Here is a 20,084-nt window from a genome sequence, read left to right on the forward strand (position 1 = left end):
GACGGATGAGCCAAGAATTCCAGATGATAGGATTTTTGTCTAGGATTATTTTCTGGCATGACGCTTGTCCGGCGTCATGGCGCAGGCGGCCGCCGCCGGGCCGGGAGCTGGCGCTCACGCCGTCCCGTAGCGATGCGGACGGTCAAGGGCCGGGCGCGCACGAGCGACGCCCGGCGGGTCGCCCGCGCCGGTTCAGCCGATGCCGTGGCGGGCGAGGACCTCGCGCACCTTGTCGACCAGCTCCGTCTCGGGGCAGGAGAACTGCGCCGGGCGGGCCTCGCGCCATGCGGCATTGTCGGTGATGGCCTCGGCGGCGCGGGCGCCCTCGATCAGGTCCTTGATCTGGACCTCGCCGGCCTCGCGCTCGTTCGAGCCCTGGATGACGACGCAGGGGCTGTTGCGCCTGTCGGCGTATTTCATCTGGTTGCCGATGTTCTTGGGGTTGCCCAGATACATCTCGGCCCGGATGCCGGCGCTGCGTAGCCGGCTTGTCATTTTCATGTAGTCGGCAACGCGGTCGCGGTCCATCACCAGCACCACGACCGGGCCGAAGCTCGTCGCCGCCCCGTCCCTGAGATAGCCCAGCGCCGAGGCGAGGCGGGAGACGCCGATGGAGAAGCCGGTGGCCGGCACCGGCTCCGAGCGGAAGCGGCCCACCAGCCCGTCATAGCGCCCGCCGCCGCCCACCGAGCCGAACCGCACCGGGCGGCCCTTCTCGTCGGTCACCTCGAAGGTCAGTTCGGCCTCGAACACCGGGCCGGTGTAGTATTCGAGCCCGCGCACGACCGAGGGGTCGATCTTCACCCGTTCGCCATAGCCGGCGGCTTCCACCAGCGCGCCGATCTCGGCGAGTTCGCCGGCACCCGCGGCAAAGGCCGCGTTGTCGATGCCGGTCGCGCCGCCGGGACGCAGCATCGAGAGCACCACATCGCTCTGCGCCTCATCCAGCCCGGCGCCCTTGGTGAAGTCGCCGCTCTTGGCCTCCGGGTTCTCCCAGCGGCCGGGGCCGAGCAGGTCGCGCACGCCCGCGGCGCCCACCTTGTCGAACTTGTCGATCGCCCGCAGCACGGTGAGCCGGCGGCCGGCATTCGCCTCGCCGCCGAGGCCGATCGCCTCCAGCACGCCGTCCAGAACCTTGCGGTTGTTGACCTTGATGACGTACTTGCCGGCAAGGCCGAGCGCGTCCAGCGTGTCGGCCATCATCATGCAGATCTCGGCGTCGGCGGCCACCGTGGGGGCGCCCACCGTGTCGGCGTCGAACTGCATGAACTGGCGGAAGCGGCCGGGGCCGGGCTTCTCGTTGCGGAACACCCAGCCCGCGCGGTAGCTGCGGAAGGGCTTGGGCAGCGCGTCGAAATGCTCCGCCACATGGCGGGCCAGCGGCGCGGTGAGGTCGTAGCGCAGCGAGAGCCACTGCTCGTCGTCGTCCTGGAACGAGAACACCCCCTCGTTCGGCCGGTCCTGGTCCGGCAGGAACTTGCCGAGCGCGTCGGTGTATTCGATGAACGGGGTCTCCAGCGCCTCGAAGCCGTAGCGCTCATAGACCTGCCGGATGGTCTCGAGCATCTCGCGGGTGGCGGCGAGGTCGCCGGCGCCGCGGTCGGCAAGGCCGCGCGGCAGGCGGGCCTTGAGCTTGCTGGATTTTTCCTTGGCCATGGTCGGCGCCGTTCCTCGAAAGCGTGTCCGGCGCGGTTTAGAGGAGGCGGGCCGCAACGGCAATGGGCACGGCCCGCCTGCAGGCGGGCCGAAAGCCCTAGGGTCGAAGCCCCGCCTGCAGGCGGGCTTCGATGGCCTCCAGCACCGGCCTGAGATCGGCGATGGTGTCGATCACGAAATGCGCCCCGGCCCGGGCGAGCCGGTCGGTGGCGGCGGTGCGCAGCGCGGCGCGCTCGTCCGCGGCGAGGCGGTCAAGTTCCGCCTTGGAGAGCCCGGCCGCATTGCCGGAGAGCGCGAGCCCCACCGTCCAGGTGCCGGCGGCGAGGCCCTCGGCGATGCCGGGCTCGGTGTCGTCGATCTTCACGCAGGCGGCGGGCGGCCACACCCCGAGATCGGCGAAGGTGCGGTACATCATCAGCGGCGAGGGCCGGCCGGCGGCGAGGTCGCCGGCGCACACCACATTGTCCGGGGCATAGCCCGCCGCCGCCGCCAGCGGCATCAGCCGCTCCATGATCGGCCGGGTATAGCCGGTGGTGGAGCCGATCTTCAGGCCCTGGCCGCGGGCGAAGGCCACCACGTCGAGCAGGCCGGGAATGAGGTCGGCGTGGTGCTCGATGACCTCGACGTTCAGCGGCTCGAAGATGGCGAGCACCCGGTCGACATCGGCCTCGGTCGGCGCGGCGCCGTTGGCGGCCTGCCAGCGCGCGGCGATGGCCGGGCTGTAGAGCAGCGCGCTGACATGGTCGCGCTTGGGCAGGCCCATCGGCCCGCGCGCCTCGGCGATGGAGATCGTCACCCCCACCCGGGCGAAGGCCTCGACGAAGGCGCCCATCGGCGCGCGCGAGCCGAAATCGACGGCCGTGCCGGCCCAGTCCAGAATCAGCGCCTTCAAGGCCATGCGGGGTCCCCTCTCGCGGGTGGCAGTCAGCTCAGTCGAACAGCTCGGCAACCGCCTCCTCGGCGATGGCGAAGCCGGTGGAGGCGCCGGTGCCGCTGGTCACCACCACGAGGCGGATGGCGGGGTCGGGCCGGTCGATGAAGGCGAGCCGGTCGGGCGCGGAGGCATAGGTGCCGATCCAGCGCTCCACCACCCGGGGGGCGCCGCCGAACAGGGCGCGGTATTCGTCGAGGATCAGCTCGTCCACCGCCTCGGGGGCGAAGGGGTCGGGCGTCGCGTCGTAATGGTGGCTGTCGCCCACCACCAGCGAGCCGTCGGCCGACTGCACCACGATGAGGTGGACGCCATGGGCGAGGTGCTCGGCCTGCTCCGCCGCCAGCCGCGCCTTCAGCGCCGCCGCCTCCGGCAGCTCGGCATAGCCGAGATAGCGGCCGAGCGAGAGATCGGTCATCACCGAGCCGGGCAGCCGGCCCAGCGCGGGGTCGGCCACCCGCAGCATGTGCAGCTTGCAGCGGGTGAGGCCGTAGAGGGCGAAGCGGTCTTCGAGCAGGGTGTGGTAGTCGTCGCCCGGCGCCACCACGATGCGCGCGGCGTGGATCGGGCCGGCCGAGGTGTCGACCCGGCCCGGCTCCACCCCGGTGACGGCGGTGAGGCGGCGGAAGGCGATGCCCTGCCCCGCCAGCCAGGCGGCGAGCTTCGGGATGGCCTCGCGCGATTCCACCCGGAGGTCGTGCGGGCTCCACAGCGCGCCGGACAGCGCCCCGGTCAGCGCCGGCAGCCGGGCGCGGGCCTCGTCCGGGGTGAGAAGGGCGCAGCCCTCGCCCATCTCGGTGGCCATGAAGGCCTCGAGCACCGGCACCGCCTCGGGCCGGCGCACCGCGACCAGAAGGCCGCGATGCACCACCTCGATGCCGGCCTGCGGCGCGATCTCGGCCCAGATGTCGCGCGAGCGCATCGCCCGGCGCCAGCATTCGCCGCGCTGCTGGCCGGTGACGGTGACGAAGCCGAAATTGCGCACGGAGGCGCCGTTGGCGCGGGCGTCGCGGTCGATGACGATGGTCTTCAGCCCGCGCCGCCGGGCGGCAAGGGCATGGCCGAGCCCGACGACGCCCGCGCCGACGATGGCGAGATCGTACTGCTCGGTCATGGCGGGCTCCGCGGCGGGGGCCGGCGCGGGCAGCGGCCGGCGGGGGATGGTGGCCCCGCTCATAGCCGCTTCGGCCGCGCGGGGCCAGCACGACCTTTGCCGCACCGGCGGGACGATCCGTCACGCCGGCGGCCGTCCCGTCCCGGCGGGGCCGACCCATGACCGGGCGGTTCCGGGGGAACGGGAACGGCCCGGCGGCGCCTCACCCCTTCAGCGCGGCGGCCAGCACGGCGGCGAGCGGGGTTGTGGAGCGGCCGATCAGGCGGCTCAGCGTGTGGCTGTCGTCGAACAGCCCGCCCCTGGCGGCGCCGGCGTCGGACGTCGCCAGCAGGTCGGCGAGGCCTTCCGGCAGGCCGACGCTGACGAGGAAGGCGCGGTATTCGGCTTCCAGCAGGTCGCGGTACACCACGCTCTTGCCGGCGGCGGCGGAGAGCGCGGCGGCCCAGCCGGCCATCGTGAAGGCCTCGTCGCCCGCCAGCTCATAGACCTTGCCGGCGTGGCCCTCGCCCGCCAGCACCACGGCGGCAGCCTCGGCATAGTCGGCGCGGGCGGCGGCGGCGATGCGGCCCTCCCCGGCCGCGCCGGCCACCGCGCCATGCTCCAGCGCGGAGGGGATGAAGCCGTTGTAGTTTTCGAGGTACCAGCCGTTGCGCAGCAGCACATGCGGCAGGCCGGAGGCGGCGAGCATCGCCTCGGTCTCGACATGCTCGGCCTTCAGCGGCAGCGGCGAGGCGGGGCCGCCGAGCAGGCTGGTATAGGCCACCAGCCCGACCCCCGCCGCCTTGGCCGCGGCGGTGACATTGGCGTGCTGCGGCGCGCGGGCGCCGACCGCGCTGGAGGAGATCAGCAGCAGCCGGTCGATACCGGCGAAGGCGGCCTCCAGCGTCGCCGGCTTCTCATAATCGGCCACGCGCAGCTCGACGCCGAGCGCGGCGAGATCGGCCGCCGCCGCGACATCGCGCACGCCGGCGACGATGCGGGAGGGATCGACCTTCGCGGCCAGCGCGGCCAGCACCAGCCGGCCAAGCTGGCCGTTGGCGCCGGTGACGAAGAGACGGGGTTGGGCGGTCATGGTGGGCTCCTTCAGGGTCTCAAAATCGGTGTTGGTCTAGAATAGAGACCGCCGCGGAGACCCGGAAGGAGGCAGGATTTTATCGGATGGTTACGTGTAGGGAACTGGGGGGAGGGATTCTGGCTGCGCATTAGGAACCGACGGACAGCCTGAGAGCCACCTGTGCCACGAGCGGAAGCTCGCCGCGCTGGGGGCAGACGTTTGTTTCGGGATGGGAAGGGGACAGTCCGGTAGCGAGTTGGTCACGTCAGCTAGGTGCGAGAAGCGGATATTGGGTGATGATGCCCATCGAACGCTGAAAAAACTTTGGGGCAAACTTCGAACGGCCTGACTGTCCAGGAGCGGGAAGAAAGAAGACTCAGGTCTTGTCAGACGCCAAACACATCCATGTGCAGCTTTTTATAGATAGCCATATCGGGCTTGATCAGCTTCGCTAGCGTATTACGTGCAAACGCGCCAGCGTCGTTGCCCACCTGCGTGAGCGATAGAATTCTCTTGGCACTGACATAGATGGTGCCTGAGGTCTTCTTAATATCGTCCGCGGGATAGCCCTGGTTCACCACGTTGGTGATAGCAGCAGCCTTGGCTGCGAGCACGTCCGCTGTCTTCTCGGACTTCTCTACAGAGTTGCACAGAGCTGTCAACACCTCGTCATCGTAGAGGTATGCCTCTATATGCCGGAGGCTCAGAACATTAATGCCATTGCTCTTAAAAGCGACGACTTCACTTTGGCTATGGTCGTCCCGGTCAATTAAGCGAATGATTTTCATTCCGGAGGCCAGCTTCGGAAGCACGGTCGCCAATCCTATGAAATCGTTCTGCACTTCCTTCGAATTTCCGGCAGAAATGAAGGTGGTGTCGGCCATCTCGTTGCCAAAGATCGTTTCGTAGATACGAGCATCGCTCTCGGTGTTCTTTCCTGCTACCGAGCCTGTCGGATTGCCTTCACATATTACTACTTACTTTGGCGCCACCAACGCAGTGAGATCGTCGAGCGCGACGTGCATCACCCCCTCCCAGAAGGCCCTAGTAGGCTTGCTGGGGGTGAGCGTGACCACCTGATCGAAGTCGTGGCCACTGAAATTTATGAAGGACACCGACGCTGGGTCGACATCGTACATCTCGCGCGCCTTCCGCATCATCCCGATCGAGTGTGACGCGATCCAGAGCTGAGATTCGCTAGGAAGTAACCCGACGATTTCGCCAAGCAGTGCGCCTTGGAGCCGAGCATTCATGTGGGCTTCCGGCTCATCTATACAGTATATCGCATTCGGGTAACTCCTCTTCTTGACCACTAAATCGAGGATTAGGTCGAAGGAAGCCTTCTCACCACTGGAGAGGTTTTTATAGTCGAAACCCTTTGAGGCGCCCTTGTCGAAATGAAAGGAGCCTTGGTCGAGAGGATTGCCGATGCCGACGAAGGATAAATCGGGAAACAACCGTTTGAGGGGCGACCTAACTTCGCCGATCAGCTTTTCGCGAAAGTCACCTATAGTCGTCTTTGCCGACTCGTTGACGAATACGTCCTCCATTGCTTGGGAGGCGAGGCGCTGGTAGTTGGTGCTGACCGTGGCATCGGGCTCAATAAGCCGGCTTAGACTCAGGCGCTCGAGAATGGCTCCTTGCCGAGTGAGGGCATGGGTAGTAAATTCATGGTCGTTCCTGTATGCTGTTCGAATGTAGACGTTTCCTGGGGCGAATCTTTTGTTGGCGTCGGTTGTGACGGAAATCCTGTCATTAATATTGCGGATAGTATCCTCCGGCCGATTGTAATATTTAGTATCGCCGCTCCAGCCGTATCGCGTATCCAAGCGGTAACGTAGAAGCAGAGCGTCGAAGAGCGACGACTTGCCTGATCCATTCGGGCCGGCGAGCACCACCAGCTTCGCGGTTGGTGGAATATCCAGAATGGTTAAATCGGCGAACCGGCGGAACTGGGTGATATGGATGTTGAGCAAACGCACGGCGAAGCCCCCAGGAATCAATCCGAGGAATAGAGCCAAAATTACAGTTGTTGACTAGGTTGTCCCCGCAGCCTTAACGTGTAATTTTCGCGGCGAACGCCCGTGCCGGTGTGATGGAGTCCCTTCGGGCTACAATCCGCCATCAATCGTGACTCCAAAACGGCTGTTCGTACGGCAACCTAACGCGGCAAGTCTGCGCGTAACACATCCCAGCCGCCAGCCCCTACCCCCCTCAACTCAGCACCACCACCCGGCTCCCCACCGGCACCCGGCCGTACAGGTCGATGATGTCCTGGTTCATGAAGCGCACGCAGCCGGAGGAGACCATGGTGCCGATGGTCTGCGGCTCGGTGGTGCCGTGCAGGCGGTAATAGGTGTCGCGGCCGTCGCGGTAGAGGTAGAGCGCGCGGGCGCCGAGCGGGTTGGCGGGGCCGCCGGGCATGCCGCCGGCATAGGGGCCGTAGCGCTCCGGCTCGCGGCGGATCATGTCCGGCGTCGGGGTCCAGCGCGGCCACGCCGCCTTGCGGGCGATGGTGGCGGTGCCCTTGAAGTTGAACGCCTCCTCCCGCCCGACGCCGACGCCGTAGCGGATGGCCCGGCCGTGCTCGCCGACGAGATAGGCGTAGCGCTCGCGGACATCGACCACGACGGTGCCGGCGGGCTCGCGGGTGGGATAGTCCACCTCGCGCCGCAGGAAGCGCGGGTCGACCTCGCTGAGGTCGATGGCCGGCACCGGGAAGGGCTCGGTGGTGATCGCGCCATACATGACGGAATAGGGGTTGAGCAGGCTCGGCCCCGCCGTGTCCGGCGGGCGGGAGGTCACGCACCCCGCCAGCAGGAAGGGCGTTCCGAGCACCAGGCTGCGCCGTCCGATCACATGAACCTCCAAATCCGCGAATGCGCCAAGGCGCGGTGATAGCGAGAGGATTCGCCGCCACGGCCCAACGTTTCCGTGATCGCGGGACGCGGCGCCCCACCTGATGCGGCGGCGCAACAGCCGGACTACTCCCCCACCGCTGCGGCCTCCGCCCGGTCCCTCTCCAACCCCCGGGCCCACCGGCGGGGCCGCCCCGGCCGTTGCCTTTGCCCCGCCGCGGTGCTCTGCTCGCGCCCTTTCCGCCCCTCTTCCGCGAACAGGCCCATGACCCGCGAGCTGCGCTCCCTCTACCCCCCGATCGAGCCCTATGAGTCCGGCTGGCTGGAGGTCGGCGACGGCCATTCCGTCTATTACGAGCGCTGCGGCACGCCGGGCGCCAAGCCGGCGGTGTTCCTGCATGGCGGCCCCGGCGCCGGCTGCTCGCCGGTGCACCGCTCGCTGTTCGACCCCGCGCGCTACGACGTGCTGCTGTTCGACCAGCGCGGCTGCGGCCGCTCGAAACCCTATGCCGACCTCACCGCCAACACCACCTGGCACCTCGTGGCCGATATCGAGCGGCTGCGGGAGCTGGCCGGCGTCGAGAAATGGCTGGTGTTCGGCGGCTCCTGGGGCTCGACGCTGGCGCTGGCCTACAGCGAGACCCACCCCGAGCGGGTCAGCGAGCTGGTGGTGCGCGGGGTCTACACCGTCACCCGCGCCGAACTCGACTGGTACTACCGCTTCGGCGTCTCCGAGATGTTTCCCGACAAGTGGGAGCGTTTCCTCGCCCCCATCCCGGAGGCCGAACGCGGCGACCTCATCGCCGCCTATCGCCGCCGGCTGGTCGGCGAGGACGAGGCGGCGAAGCTGGAGGCCGCGCTCGCCTGGACGCTGTGGGAGGGCGAGACCATCACCCTGCTGCCCGACGCCGGCTTCACCGCCCACCATTCCGACGCGCATTACGCGCTCGCCTTCGCGCGGATCGAGAACCACTATTTCACCCATGGCTGCTGGCTGGAGGAGCGCCAGCTCCTCGACAAGGCCAGCCGGCTCGCCGGCATTCCCGGCGCCATCGTCCATGGCCGCTACGACATGCCGTGCCCGGCGCGCTACGCCTGGGAACTGCACAAGGCCTGGCCGGACGCCAGCTTCGAGCTGATCGAGGGGGCGGGCCACGCCTTCAGCGAGCCGGGCATCCGCGACGCGCTGGTCCGCGCGACCGACCGTTTCGCCGGGGGGTAGCGGCGCGGCAGGCAGCCGGCCCTCGCCATGGGCCGCGCGGCCGCCGCGAGGGAACCGAAGCTCGGCGCGCGCCCCGGCCGTGCGGCCGGGCGCGGCGGCGCCGTGAGCGCGGCGAAGGCGAATGGCTTCAGGGCGTGGCGTGGGCGGCCGGCGGCAGGGCGGCCGAGGCCTCGGCCTTGCGCTGGGGCAGGCCCGCGGCGGCGAGGTCGGCCCGCACCCGGCGGGCGATGGCGGGATCGGGGAAGAAGCGCGCCACCATCAGCTCGGTCTCGTTGGCCCAGGCCGGGGCCAGCGCCACCAGCTTGTGCAGGTCGCCCGCCGCGCCCTCGTCGTCGCCGGCGAGGTGGCTGGCGAGCGCGCGGGCCAGCAGGCCGGGCGCGTAGCCCTCGCCCATCAGATGGTCCGCCGCGGCGGTGGCGGCGGCGATGTCGCCGCGCAGATAGGCCGCGATCACCCGGTTGTAGTCCACCGAGGGCGGCATGCCCGGCGCGATCATCCGCACCGAGGCCAGCATCGCCTCGCCGCGCTCCTGCTCGCCATAGGCGATCAGGCGGCCGCCGACATCGGCCATGATGTCGACGTCATAGGGGTTCAGCTCCAGCGCCGCCTCGCCGGCGGCGATCGCCGGCCCGCGCTCGCCGCGGAAGAAATGCACGTCCATCAGCACGCGCCGGGCATAGGCGCTGGTCGGCGCCAGCTCCACCGCCTGCTCGGCGGCGGCGAGCGCGCGGTTGAGCGCGGGGGCGTCGGTGCGGGGATTCACGCCGTTGCGCATCTCGTCGAGATAGAGCTCGGCGAGCAGCGCATTGCCCACCGCAAAGCCGGTGTCGCCGGCCACCGCCGCCTCCAGGCACTCGCGCGCCCGGCGGTGTTCGGCCGGCAGATAGGAGCGCCAGTAGCCATAGGCCATCAGCACGCAGCCATAGGGCCCGGCCTGCTCCAGCGGCGCGCCGGCCGCGGCGATGCGGGCGCGGGCGCGGGCCTGGATGATGCCATAGGGCTCCGCCACCGCCGCCATGATGTCGCGCACCAGCGCCACCTCGGTCAGGGTCGGGTCGTTGCCGCGCCGCAGGCTCTCGAACTCGCGCGACCAGACGATGGTGCCGTCGCACACATCGGCGAGCCGCAGCAGCACGGCGACGCTGCCGTCCTCGTGATTCTCCACCATGCCGCCGAGCGAGAAGGCGGCGGACAGCCGGCCGCCGCCGCTGCAATCCGCCGAGGGCCGCACCTCCGGCGTCGCCAGCACGTCGAGCAGGTCGAACCGCGCCAGTGCGTCGCGCACCCGCATCTCGATCGCCCGGGGATCGAACTCGCCGGCCGCCGGCGCGGCGGTGGCGGTGGTGACGACGGGGGCCGCGCCCATGGAGGCGAAGGTGCCGGCGGTCTCGAAGGGCCGCACCTCGATCATCGGAATGCCGAGCCGGTTGGTGCGCTCCTGCAGCCGCGGGGCGCCCGCCAGCAGCGCCTGCCAGCCGGAGGGATCCACCATCTGCAGCAGCCCGCCCAGCGCGACGACGAGCACCAGCACCGCCACGAGGCCGAGCATCCAGCGCCGCGAGGCCCGGTCGGCCGGCGCCGCCGCGAGGAGGTCTCCCGTCTCGGTGTCACCCGGGCCGGTACCGGGGAGCCCCATGGCGGAAAGCCCGAGCCCGGCCGGGCTGGCCGGGCCGGCGCTGCCGCCGCCCGCCGCGGCGCCGTCCGGCGACGCCAGCCCGGGCACCGCCAGCCCGGCCGGAAGGCCCGCCGGCGCGGGCGGCGGGGCGCCCGGGCCCTCGCCCGGGGCCAGCGGGGCGGCCTCGGACCGGCGCTCCACGAACTGGGGAACGTAGCTGCCGCGCGGAATGACCAGCACGATGTCGTCGGTGGCGCCGGTGCCGGCGTAATAGCGCTCCAGAGCGCGGCGCAGCCGGGTGGCCTCCACCCGCACGATGGGGTCGGTCTGCGGGTCGAAGGAAGCGTCGCGCCCCAGCGCCTCGACCGCGATGGTGTAGCCCTTGATGGCGTCCTGCCGGCCCTCCAGCGTCGCCTCGACCACGAAGCGCAGGATGTTGGAGAGCTGCGGCGAGGAGCGCAGCTCATCCGCCTCCAGCACGCGGGCCAGCGCGTCCCGCACCGCCTGCGGCGCGAGCGTGGGGGCGACCCGCCCGGGATCGCTCCCGGTGGCGTCCGCCATCAACCGCTGTTCGACTGCATCAGCGTCGGCCACGCACGTTTCCTGACTGCATCCCTAAGGCCGCCGCCGAAGCGGCATAGCGGCACCATAAACCATGACCTTAGGTGAATGTAGCATGGTTGGGGCGACTTGATGGCACGCCAACGGCTTCGGCCTCCAATCTCGGGGTTTCCGCACGGGAAAAACACACGCCTAGAAGCGAAAGTGATCACATCATCACTTTTTCTCGTGTGCCCTCTGTTGGTACCCTATTGTACATGATCCCCGCGGGCTTGGAGCCTGCCCGCCACCCGACCCCCGGAGACCTTCATGTCCCTCGCTTACGACATCGACACCGTCGCGGACGCCGCCCCGAACGACCTCGAAGCCTTCTGGATGGGCTTCACCGCGAATCGGGCGTTCAAGCGCCGCCCCCGCATGGTGTCGCGGGCCAAGGACATGCACTACTACACGCCCGAGGGCCGCGCGATTCTCGACGGTTCGGCCGGCCTGTGGTGCTCGAACGCCGGCCACAACCGCGATCCCATCGTCGCCGCCATCCAGAAGCAGGCGGCGGAGATGGATTTCGCCCCGACCTTCCAGTTCGGCCACCCGCTCGCCTTCCGCGCCGCCTCGCGCATCGCCGAGCTGGCCCCGGGCGACCTCGACCACGTGTTCTTCTGCAACTCCGGCTCGGAAGCCGGCGACACCGCGCTGAAGATCGCCCTCGCCTTCCATGCCGTCACCGGCAAGGGCACCCGCACCCGGCTGATCGGCCGCGAGCGCGGCTATCACGGCGTCGGCTTCGGCGGCATCACGGTGGGCGGCATCTCGCCGAACCGCCGCTTCTTCGGCAGCCTGCTGGCCGGCGCCGACCACCTGCCCCACACCTATGACCGGGAGAAGCAGGCCTTCTCCAAGGGCGAGCCGGAATGGGGCGCCGAGCGCGCCGAGGCGCTGGAGGGCATCGTCGCGCTGCACGACGCCCAGACCATCGCCGCCGTCATCGTCGAGCCGATGGCCGGCTCCACCGGCGGCCTGCCGGCGCCGAAGGGCTATCTGAAGCGGCTGCGCGAGATCTGCGACAAGTACGGCATCCTGCTGATCTTCGACGAGGTCATCACCGGCTTCGGCCGTCTCGGCTTCCCCTTCGCCGCCGAGCGCTACGGCGTGGTGCCGGACATGATCACCTTCGCCAAGGGCGTGACCTCCGGCGCGGTGCCGATGGGCGGCGTGATCGTGCGCAAGCACATCTACGACACCTTCATGAACGGCCCCGACCATGTGATCGAGCTGTTCCACGGCTACACCTATTCCGGCCACCCGCTGGCCTGCGCCGCCTCCATCGCGACGCTGGACCTCTACCGCGACGAGGGCCTGTTCGAGCGCGCCCGCGCGCTGGAGCCGACCTTCGCCGACGCGGTGATGACGCTGAAGGGCAAGCCCGGCATTCTCGACATCCGCACCGTCGGCCTCGTCGCCGCCTTCGACATGGCCTCCAAGCCGGAAGGCATCGGCAAGCGCGCCTATGAGGCGATGGAGAGCGCCTTCCACGACCAGGGCCTGATGTTCCGCGTGACCGGCGACACCATCGCGGTGAGCCCCCCGCTCATCATCAGCGAATCGCAGGTCGGCGAGCTGGTGGAGAAGGTCGGCAAGACCATCGACGCGGTGATGTGAGGCGCCGGCCCCGGCGGGCCGGGCCGGGCCGGCGGTGACCCCACGCCCTCCATGTCCTGACACAATGCCATCCCGGCCGGGCCACCCGCGCCGGGATGTTCGTTCAGGCGGCTATCCCTCCCGCGCCGGCGCCGGGCGCGTTTTCCCGGAGGCACCGCCCCGCCTCCACGACGGCCGCCCATTACGGCCCGCGGCCCCCTGATGGCCGCCGCGGTGCCTGGCTGCCCGGCGGGGCGCCGGCCGGCCACGGCTGTGCTATGTGCTCGCGCGATGACCGGCTTCTCCTCCCCCCTTCCCATCGACGAGGCCCTGCCCGCCCTGCAGGCGAGCCTTGCGGCGCGGCCGAACGCGGTGCTGGTGGCCCCGCCCGGCGCCGGCAAGACCACACGGGTGCCGCTCGCCCTGCTCGACGCGCCGTGGATGGCCGGCCGCCGCCTTCTGGTGCTGGAGCCGCGCCGCCTCGCCGCCCGCGCCGCGGCGGAGCGGATGGCGGCGACGCTGGGCGAGCCGGTGGGCGAAACCGTGGGGTATCGCGTGCGGTTCGGCTCGAAGATCGGCCGCCGCACCCGCATCGAGGTGGTCACCGAAGGCATCTTCACCCGCATGATCCTCGACGACCCCGAACTGAGCGGCGTCGGGGCGGTGCTGTTCGACGAGTTCCACGAGCGCAGTCTCGACGCCGATCTCGGCCTCGCCCTGGCGCTCGACGCCCAGGGTGGGCTGCGCGAGGACCTGCGCCTGCTCGCCATGTCGGCGACGCTGGACGGCGCCCGCGTCGCCCGGCTGCTGGGCGAGGCGCCGGTGATCGAGAGCGCGGGGCGGGCCTTTCCGGTGGAGACGGTCTATCTCGGCCGCGATCCCCGCGCCCCGGTGGAGCGGCAGGTGGCGGAGGCGGTGCTGCGGGCGCTCGCCGCCGAGCGCGGCTCGGTGCTCGCCTTCCTGCCCGGCGCGGCGGAAATCCGCCGCACCGAGCGGCTGCTGGCGGAGGCGCTGCGCGACCCCGCGGTCGACATCGCCCCGCTCTACGGCGCGCTGGAAGGGCGCGAGCAGGAACGCGCCATCGCCCCCGCCCCGCCGGGCCGGCGCAAGGTGGTGCTCGCCACCTCGATCGCCGAGACCAGCCTCACCATCGAGGGCGTGCGCATCGTGGTGGACAGCGGCCTCGCCCGGGTGCCGCGCTTCGAGCCGGGGGTGGGGCTCACCCGGCTGGAGACGGTGCGGGCCTCGCGCGCGGCGGCCGACCAGCGCCGCGGCCGCGCCGGGCGCACCGAGCCGGGACTGTGCTACCGGCTGTGGAGCGAGGCGGAGACCGCGAGCCTGCCGGCCTATGCGACGCCGGAAATCCTCGCCGCCGACCTCTCCCGCCTCGTGCTCGACCTCGCCGCCTGGGGCCTTGGCGACCCCGCCGGCCTCGCCTTTCTCGATCCGCCGCCGGCGCCGGCGGTGAAGGAGGCGCGCGCGCTGCTCGCCGGCCTCGGCGCGCTGGACCGCGAGGGCCGGCTGACCGATCTCGGCCGCGCCATGGCCCGGTTGCCGCTGGAACCCCGGCTGGCCCGCATGCTCATCGAGGGCGCCCGCCGCGGCGCCGGGGAAGAGGCCGCCGCCATCGCCGCGCTGGTGTCGGAGCGCGGGCTGGGCGGGGAGGACGTCGACCTCGCCCATCGGCTCGACGGCTTCCGCCGCGACCGCTCGCGCCGCGCCGAGGAGGCCCGCCGGCAGGCCGCGCGCTGGCGCGAATCGGCCGAGCGGGCGGCGGGGCCGGCCCCGCGCGGGGCCGAGCCGCCCTCGCCCGCCGGGCTGCTGGCGCTGGCCTTTCCCGACCGCATCGCCCGCGCCCGCGGCGACGGCCGCCGCTTCGTGCTGGCGAACGGGCGCGGCGCCGCCATCGACCCGGCGCTCGGGCTCGCCCGCGCCCGTTTCCTCGCCGTGGCGGAACTGGCGGGCACCGCCGATGAAGCCCGCATCCTGCTGGCGGCGGATTTCGCCGAGGACGAGCTCACGGCAGAGTTCGCCGACGCCCTCACCGAGGGGGTGGAGACCGCCTACGACCCGGCGGCCGGCGCGGTGCGGGCGCGCTTCGTGCGCCGGCTGGGCGCGCTGGTGCTGGAGGAGCGCACCGCCCGGGTCGAGCCCGGCCCGGCCACGGCGGCGGCGCTGGCGCGCGGGGCGGCGCAGCGCGGCATTGCCCGGCTCGGCTGGTCCAACGCCCAGCGGCAATGGCTCGACCGGGTGCGGTTCCTCCGTGCCGCCGCGCCCGATCTCTGGCCGGACCTCTCCGACGCCGGGCTCGCCGAGACCGTGGAGGACTGGCTGGCCCCGGCGATCGAGGGGCTCACCAGCCTGGAGGCGATCGACGCCGAGCGGCTCGGCCGCGCCCTCGCCGGGCTGCTGCCCTGGGACCTCGCCCGCCGGATGGAGGAGGAGGCGCCGACCCATTACGAGGCGCCGACCGGCTCGCGCCTGCCGATCGACTACGCCGCCGAGGGCGGGCCGACGCTCGCGGTGCGGGTGCAGGAGCTGTTCGGCCTCGCCACCCACCCCGCCATTGCCGGCGGCCGGGTGGCGCTGACGCTGGCGCTGCTCTCCCCGGCGCACCGGCCGATCCAGCTCACCCGCGACCTCCCGGCCTTCTGGCGCGGCTCGTGGCGCGAGGTGCGCGCCGAGATGCGCGGGCGCTACCCCCGCCATCCCTGGCCGGAAGACCCGGCCGCCGCCGCCCCCACCACCCGGGCGAAGCCGCGCGGCACCTGACGGACGACGCCCGCCCGCGGCCGCCGCCGGTGAAGGCGGCCGAGCCCCCCTGCGCCGCGCGGCGCAGGACGATGGCAAAGCATTAACCACGGCATCAGCGGGTTCGACCTGTTAACCCGTGGGCAGGGAGTGCGGCACTAGGGTCCAGCCACAATAAATCTGCCGCAAGACAGATGCTGGAACAGATGAGCGCAAGCAGAGATATCACGATGGGACAGTATGCTCAGCGACGCCGGGACGTCGTGGGCCGGCGCCCGACCGGCACCGGGCTGGAATACGGCCTCATTGCCGCCGCCCTCGCCGTCGCCATCGTCACCGTGGTCGCGAGCCTCGGCGCCCGCTACAGCGCACCGGCCCACGGCCTGCCGGCCGCGAGCGCCCCTGTGGGCATGACCGGCGCGGCCGCGCCGGCCGCCGCCGGCTCCGGGCTGTCGCGCCCGGCCAACTGAGGGTGATCAGAGCGGCGCGCGCCGCCGCGGGGTGACGGCGCGGGAGACCAGCAGCTTGTCGATGCGCCGGCCGTCCATGTCCACCACCTCGAACTTCCAGCCATTCGCCTCGAACACGACGCCCTCCTGCGGCAGCGCCTTCAGCTCGTTCAGCGCGAAGCCCGCGGCGGTGTGGAAGCCGGCATCGTGCGGGATCTGGATCGCCAGCAGGTCGCCCAGTTCGTCCACCGGCGTCGAGCCGGCGACGAGATAGGAGCCGTCCGCGCGCTCGTGGATGTGCGGGCTGGCCTGGCCCTCGTCGTCGAGCATCACCGTTCCGGCGATGGCGCCGAGCAGGTCGGCCGGGGTGAGGATGCCGACCATCGAGCCGTATTCGTCGACCACCAGCGCCATCGGCGCCTGGGTCTGGCGCAGCAGCTTCATCGCGTCGAGCGCGCCCGCCGTCTCCACCAGCACGGCGGCCGGCTTCACGAACTGGCGCGGGTCCGGCGTGGCGCCGTCGAGATAGGCCTCCAGCAGGTCGCGGATGTCGATGACGCCGATTGATTCCTCCGGCGTGCCCTCGCAGGCGGGCATGCGGGTGTGGCGGGTCTCGCGGATCGTCCGGCGCACCGCGTCGGGATCGTCGGTCAGGTCGATCCAGTCGACATCGGTGCGCGGGGTCATCACCGCCCGCACCGGGCGGTCGGCGAGGCGCATCACGCCCGCGATCATGCGCCGCTCGTCGGGATAGATGACGCCGGCGGTCTCCGCCTCGGCGACGATGGCGCGGATTTCCTCGTCGGTGACGTTGTTCTCCGAGCCGCCCGAGTTCTCGCCCAGCAGGCGCAGCACCAGCCGGGAGGAGAGGTCGAGCATCCACACCGCCGGCGCCGCCACCCTGGAGAGCACCACCATGGCCGGGGCGACGAGGCTGGCGAGCTTTTCCGGGCTCTGCAGCGCCAGCCGCTTGGGGATCAGCTCGCCGATGATGAGCGAGACATAGGTGATGGCGCCGACCACCAGGCCATAGCCGAGGCCGTCGGCAAGGCCGTGGGAAACGCCCTGCTCCTTCAGCCAGCCGCCGAGCATCTCGCCCAGCGTCGCGCCCGAGAAGGCACCGGCCAGAATGCCGATCAGGGTGATGCCGATCTGCACGGTGGAGAGGAAGCGGCCGGGGTCGGCGGCAAGGCTCAGCGCGGCCCGGGCTCCGGCGGAGCCCTGCTCGGCCCGGCTGCGCAGACGGGCCGGGCGGGACGACACGACCGACAGCTCGGCCATGGCGAGCACGCCGTTGATCAGCACGAGCAGGACAACGACGGCGATTTCAAATAAGGGCATCTAACATGTGATGGTGAACTGGAAGGGTCCCTGTCTAGCACGGATCGGGGCTGTTGCGAGGTGGCGGGGTGGAAAAGACCCGTCTGCCGGTGGCCGCCGGGTTGGCCGGAGGCGCCCGGACCCTCCCCCGGCGGCGGCACGGCCGGCCTGCCGGCCAGCCGCCGCCGGCGGTTTGACGTGCCTGCCCAAGCGGCCTAGAAGCCGCACGCCTCCTCAACCCGGTGCCTGGCGATGTCGTTCAACACCTTCGGCCATCTCTTCCGTGTCACCACCTTCGGTGAGAGCCACGGTCCGGCGATCGGCGGGGTGATCGACGGCTGCCCGCCCAATCTGCGCTTCCGGCTGGACGAGGTGCAGGCCGCGCTCGACCGCCGCCGGCCCGGCCAGTCGCGCTTCACCACCCAGCGCCGCGAGCCGGACGAGGTGAAGATTCTCTCCGGCACCCTGCCGGACGGGGATGGCGGGCTCATCTCCACCGGCACGCCGATCGCCTTCCTCATCGAGAATGTCGACCAGCGCTCCAAGGACTATTCGGAGATCGCGGCGAGCTACCGCCCCGGCCATGCCGACTATGCCTATGACGTGAAGTACGGCATCCGCGACCATCGCGGCGGCGGGCGCTCCTCGGCGCGGGAGACCGCGGTGCGGGTCGCCGCCGGCGCCATCGCGGCGAAGGTGCTGCCGGGCGTCACCATCCGCGGCGCGCTGGTGGCGATGGGCGAGATCAAGATCGACCGGCGCCGCTGGGACTGGGACGAGATCGGCCGCAACCCCTTCTTCTGCCCGGACGCCGAGGCGGCGGGCCGGATGGAGGCCTATCTCGACGGCATCCGCAAGGCCGGCTCCTCGGTCGGCGCGGTGCTGGAGGTGGTGGCGGAGGGCGTGCCGGCGGGGCTCGGCGCGCCGCTCTACGGCAAGCTCGACGCTGATCTGGCGGCGGCGCTGATGAGCATCAACGCGGTGAAGGGAGTCGAGATCGGCGAGGGCTTCGCCGCCGGCCGGCTGACCGGCGAGGCCAATGCCGACGAGATGCGGATGGGCAATGACGGCACGCCGATCTTCCTCGCCAACCACGCCGGCGGCATTCTCGGCGGCATCTCCACCGGCCAGCCGGTGGTGGCGCGCTTCGCGGTGAAGCCGACCTCCTCCATCCTCACCCCGCGCCAGACCGTGACGCGGCATGGCGAGAACGCCGACATCCTCACCAAGGGCCGCCACGACCCGTGCGTCGGCATCCGGGCGGTGCCGGTGGGCGAGGCGATGGTCGCCTGTGTGCTGGCCGACCACCTGCTGCGCCATCGCGGGCAGGTGGGCACCGGCACGCCCTGGCCGTTGCCGCGCTGAGCAGGGCGGGCGAATCCCGGGGCGGGGCTGCATCGACAAAGCCGATTTCAGTATCACTGAAATTCATCGCGCATCTTCATTGCCGGCGAAGATGAGCTGGGCTAGGCTGCCCTCATGAAACTGGCGGACTGGCTCAGGACGACGAAAACCTCGCGCAGCGGCTTCGCCCGCGCCGCCGGGCTGTCGCCGGCGAGCGTTACCGCTCTTTGCAACGACGAGCAGGCCTGGATCTCGCGGCAGGCGGCGGAGCGTATCTGCGCCGCCACCGGCGGGGCGGTGACGCCCAACGATTTCCTCGGTCTCGACATCCAGAGAGTGACGGGCATGACCGACAATCTTCGCAGCCGGATGGAAGCCGCCATCGAAGCCTTCGCCCGCGGCGAGATGCTCGTGGTGACCGACGACGACGACCGTGAGAACGAGGGCGACCTCATCGTCGCCGCCCAGTTCGCGACCCCGGAGAAGATGGCCTTCATCGTCCGCCACACCTCCGGCATCGTGTGCACGCCGCTCACCGCCGAGCACGCCCGCCGGCTGCGGCTGAACCCGATGGTGACCGACAACGACGCCCCCCACGCCACCGCCTTCACCATCTCGGTCGACTACCGCCACGGCACCACCACCGGCATCTCCGCCGAAGACCGCACCGCCACCGTGCGCGGCCTCGCCAATCCCAATGCCGGCGCCGCCGATTTCGTCCGCCCCGGCCACATCTTCCCGCTGATCGCCCGCGAGGGCGGCGTGCTCATGCGCTCGGGCCATACCGAGGCGGCGGTCGACCTGTGCAAGCTGGCCGATCTCGAGCCGGTCGGCGTGATCTGCGAAATGGTCAATGACGACGGCAGCGTGATGCGCGGGCCGAAGATCGCCGCGTTCGCCGCCGAGCATGGGCTGCTGCGGGTCTCCGTGGCCGATCTCATCGCCTATCGGCAGGCGCGCGAGAAGCTCGTCACCCGCACCGCCGAGTTCGACTGCCCGACCGCGGTCGGCGACATGGCGGCGATCTCCTATGTCACCCCGTTCGAGCCGGTGAACCACCTCGCCCTCGTGCACGGCAAGATCGGCGACGGGCGCGACGTGCTGGTGCGGCTGCACCGGGCCGACCCGATCGGCGACGTCTTCACCGGCGGCCGGGCGATCCGCGCCTCGCTGGAGCGGATCAAGGCGGAAGGCCGCGGCGTGCTGGTCTATCTGCGCGACGGCACGGCCGGCGTGCCGACCACCAATGTCGGCGCCGACAGCGCGGATTCGCAGAGCCTGCGCGACGCCAACTGGCGCGAAGTCGGCCTTGGCGCCCAGATCCTGCGCGATCTCGGCATTTCCTCCATCCGCCTCATCGCCTCGCGCACCCGCACCTATGTCGGCCTTGCCGGCTTCGGCATCGAGATCGCCGACACCGAGCATCTCGACGTCTGACCCTCATTTGTGATTTCGGCCCCCGCCGCCCGCGTGTCACGCTGAAGGGGTGCGGTCTCGACCAGCCGGAGCGACAGGACGTCGCGTTCCGGCCGCCTCGGGGCCCGCCCTGCGAGCACGATCCCTGGCGGAGG

15 protein-coding genes are annotated in these 20,084 nt (G+C 70.9%); 6 read left to right on the forward strand and 9 right to left on the reverse strand.

Features of this window, described 5'->3' with window-relative positions; genetic code table 11:
- Positions 1–192: 192 nt before the first annotated feature.
- From hisS to KHC27_RS21605, 7 genes are all read right to left on the reverse strand, one after another.
- A complete protein-coding gene (gene hisS / locus KHC27_RS07120; protein ID WP_213336879.1) occupies positions 193–1,656 on the reverse strand; it encodes a histidine--tRNA ligase in 1,464 nt (487 codons plus the stop codon).
- Between the two features lie 97 nt (positions 1,657–1,753).
- Positions 1,754–2,554, reverse strand: a complete 801-nt coding sequence (gene phnX / locus KHC27_RS07125) for a phosphonoacetaldehyde hydrolase (RefSeq protein ID WP_213336881.1) — start codon at positions 2,552–2,554, stop codon at positions 1,754–1,756.
- 31 nt (positions 2,555–2,585) lie between these two features.
- Positions 2,586–3,701, reverse strand: a complete 1,116-nt coding sequence (locus KHC27_RS07130; RefSeq protein ID WP_213336884.1) for a TIGR03364 family FAD-dependent oxidoreductase — start codon at positions 3,699–3,701, stop codon at positions 2,586–2,588.
- Between the two features lie 202 nt (positions 3,702–3,903).
- Complete coding sequence (locus tag KHC27_RS07135) at positions 3,904–4,773, reverse strand: NAD(P)H-binding protein (protein ID WP_213336887.1); 870 nt, start codon at positions 4,771–4,773, stop codon at positions 3,904–3,906.
- A gap of 368 nt (positions 4,774–5,141) precedes the next feature.
- Complete coding sequence (locus tag KHC27_RS07140) at positions 5,142–5,639, reverse strand: hypothetical protein (RefSeq protein ID WP_213336890.1); 498 nt, start codon at positions 5,637–5,639, stop codon at positions 5,142–5,144.
- 93 nt (positions 5,640–5,732) lie between these two features.
- Positions 5,733–6,737 carry an AAA family ATPase gene (locus tag KHC27_RS07145; RefSeq protein WP_213336895.1) on the reverse strand — a complete coding sequence of 335 codons (1,005 nt, stop codon included), beginning with the start codon at positions 6,735–6,737 and terminating at the stop codon, positions 5,733–5,735.
- A 232-nt stretch (positions 6,738–6,969) separates the two neighbouring features.
- Positions 6,970–7,614: a L,D-transpeptidase gene (locus KHC27_RS21605; RefSeq protein ID WP_343210854.1), complete on the reverse strand. Its 645-nt coding sequence runs from the start codon at positions 7,612–7,614 to the stop codon at positions 6,970–6,972.
- A 264-nt stretch (positions 7,615–7,878) separates the two neighbouring features.
- Here KHC27_RS21605 and pip point away from each other — a divergent pair, with 264 nt between their 5' ends.
- Positions 7,879–8,835, forward strand: coding sequence for a prolyl aminopeptidase (gene pip, locus KHC27_RS07155; RefSeq protein ID WP_213336902.1), 957 nt, complete (start codon positions 7,879–7,881; stop codon positions 8,833–8,835).
- Positions 8,836–8,962: 127 nt separating this feature from the next.
- Here pip and KHC27_RS07160 read toward each other — a convergent pair whose 3' ends face one another.
- A complete protein-coding gene (locus KHC27_RS07160; RefSeq protein WP_343210855.1) occupies positions 8,963–11,044 on the reverse strand; it encodes a tetratricopeptide repeat protein in 2,082 nt (693 codons plus the stop codon).
- A gap of 276 nt (positions 11,045–11,320) precedes the next feature.
- Between KHC27_RS07160 and aptA the strand changes: the two genes are divergently transcribed.
- From aptA to KHC27_RS07175, 3 genes are all read left to right on the forward strand, one after another.
- Entirely contained in the window at positions 11,321–12,670 is a 1,350-nt protein-coding gene (aptA, locus tag KHC27_RS07165) for an omega-aminotransferase AptA (protein WP_213336905.1), read from the forward strand.
- Positions 12,671–12,940: 270 nt separating this feature from the next.
- On the forward strand, positions 12,941–15,421 hold the full coding sequence (gene hrpB / locus KHC27_RS07170; RefSeq protein ID WP_213336908.1) for an ATP-dependent helicase HrpB: 2,481 nt from the start codon (positions 12,941–12,943) through the stop codon (positions 15,419–15,421).
- Positions 15,422–15,630: 209 nt separating this feature from the next.
- The gene (locus KHC27_RS07175) at positions 15,631–15,870 is read left to right on the forward strand and encodes a hypothetical protein (RefSeq protein WP_213336911.1); all 240 of its coding nucleotides are present in this window, start codon (positions 15,631–15,633) and stop codon (positions 15,868–15,870) included.
- 6 nt (positions 15,871–15,876) lie between these two features.
- On the opposite strand, the gene KHC27_RS07180 is transcribed toward KHC27_RS07175, so the two are convergent.
- Entirely contained in the window at positions 15,877–17,190 is a 1,314-nt protein-coding gene (locus tag KHC27_RS07180; RefSeq protein WP_213336914.1) for a hemolysin family protein, read from the reverse strand.
- A 231-nt stretch (positions 17,191–17,421) separates the two neighbouring features.
- Here KHC27_RS07180 and aroC point away from each other — a divergent pair, with 231 nt between their 5' ends.
- Both aroC and ribB read left to right on the forward strand, forming a co-directional pair.
- Positions 17,422–18,534 carry a chorismate synthase gene (gene aroC, locus KHC27_RS07185; RefSeq protein ID WP_213336917.1) on the forward strand — a complete coding sequence of 371 codons (1,113 nt, stop codon included), beginning with the start codon at positions 17,422–17,424 and terminating at the stop codon, positions 18,532–18,534.
- A gap of 114 nt (positions 18,535–18,648) precedes the next feature.
- Positions 18,649–19,950, forward strand: a complete 1,302-nt coding sequence (ribB, locus tag KHC27_RS07190) for a 3,4-dihydroxy-2-butanone-4-phosphate synthase (RefSeq protein ID WP_213336921.1) — start codon at positions 18,649–18,651, stop codon at positions 19,948–19,950.
- Positions 19,951–20,084 lie beyond the last annotated feature (134 nt).

This window comes from Ancylobacter lacus (assembly GCF_018390635.1).
Classification (GTDB): Bacteria; Pseudomonadota; Alphaproteobacteria; order Rhizobiales; family Xanthobacteraceae; genus Ancylobacter; species Ancylobacter lacus.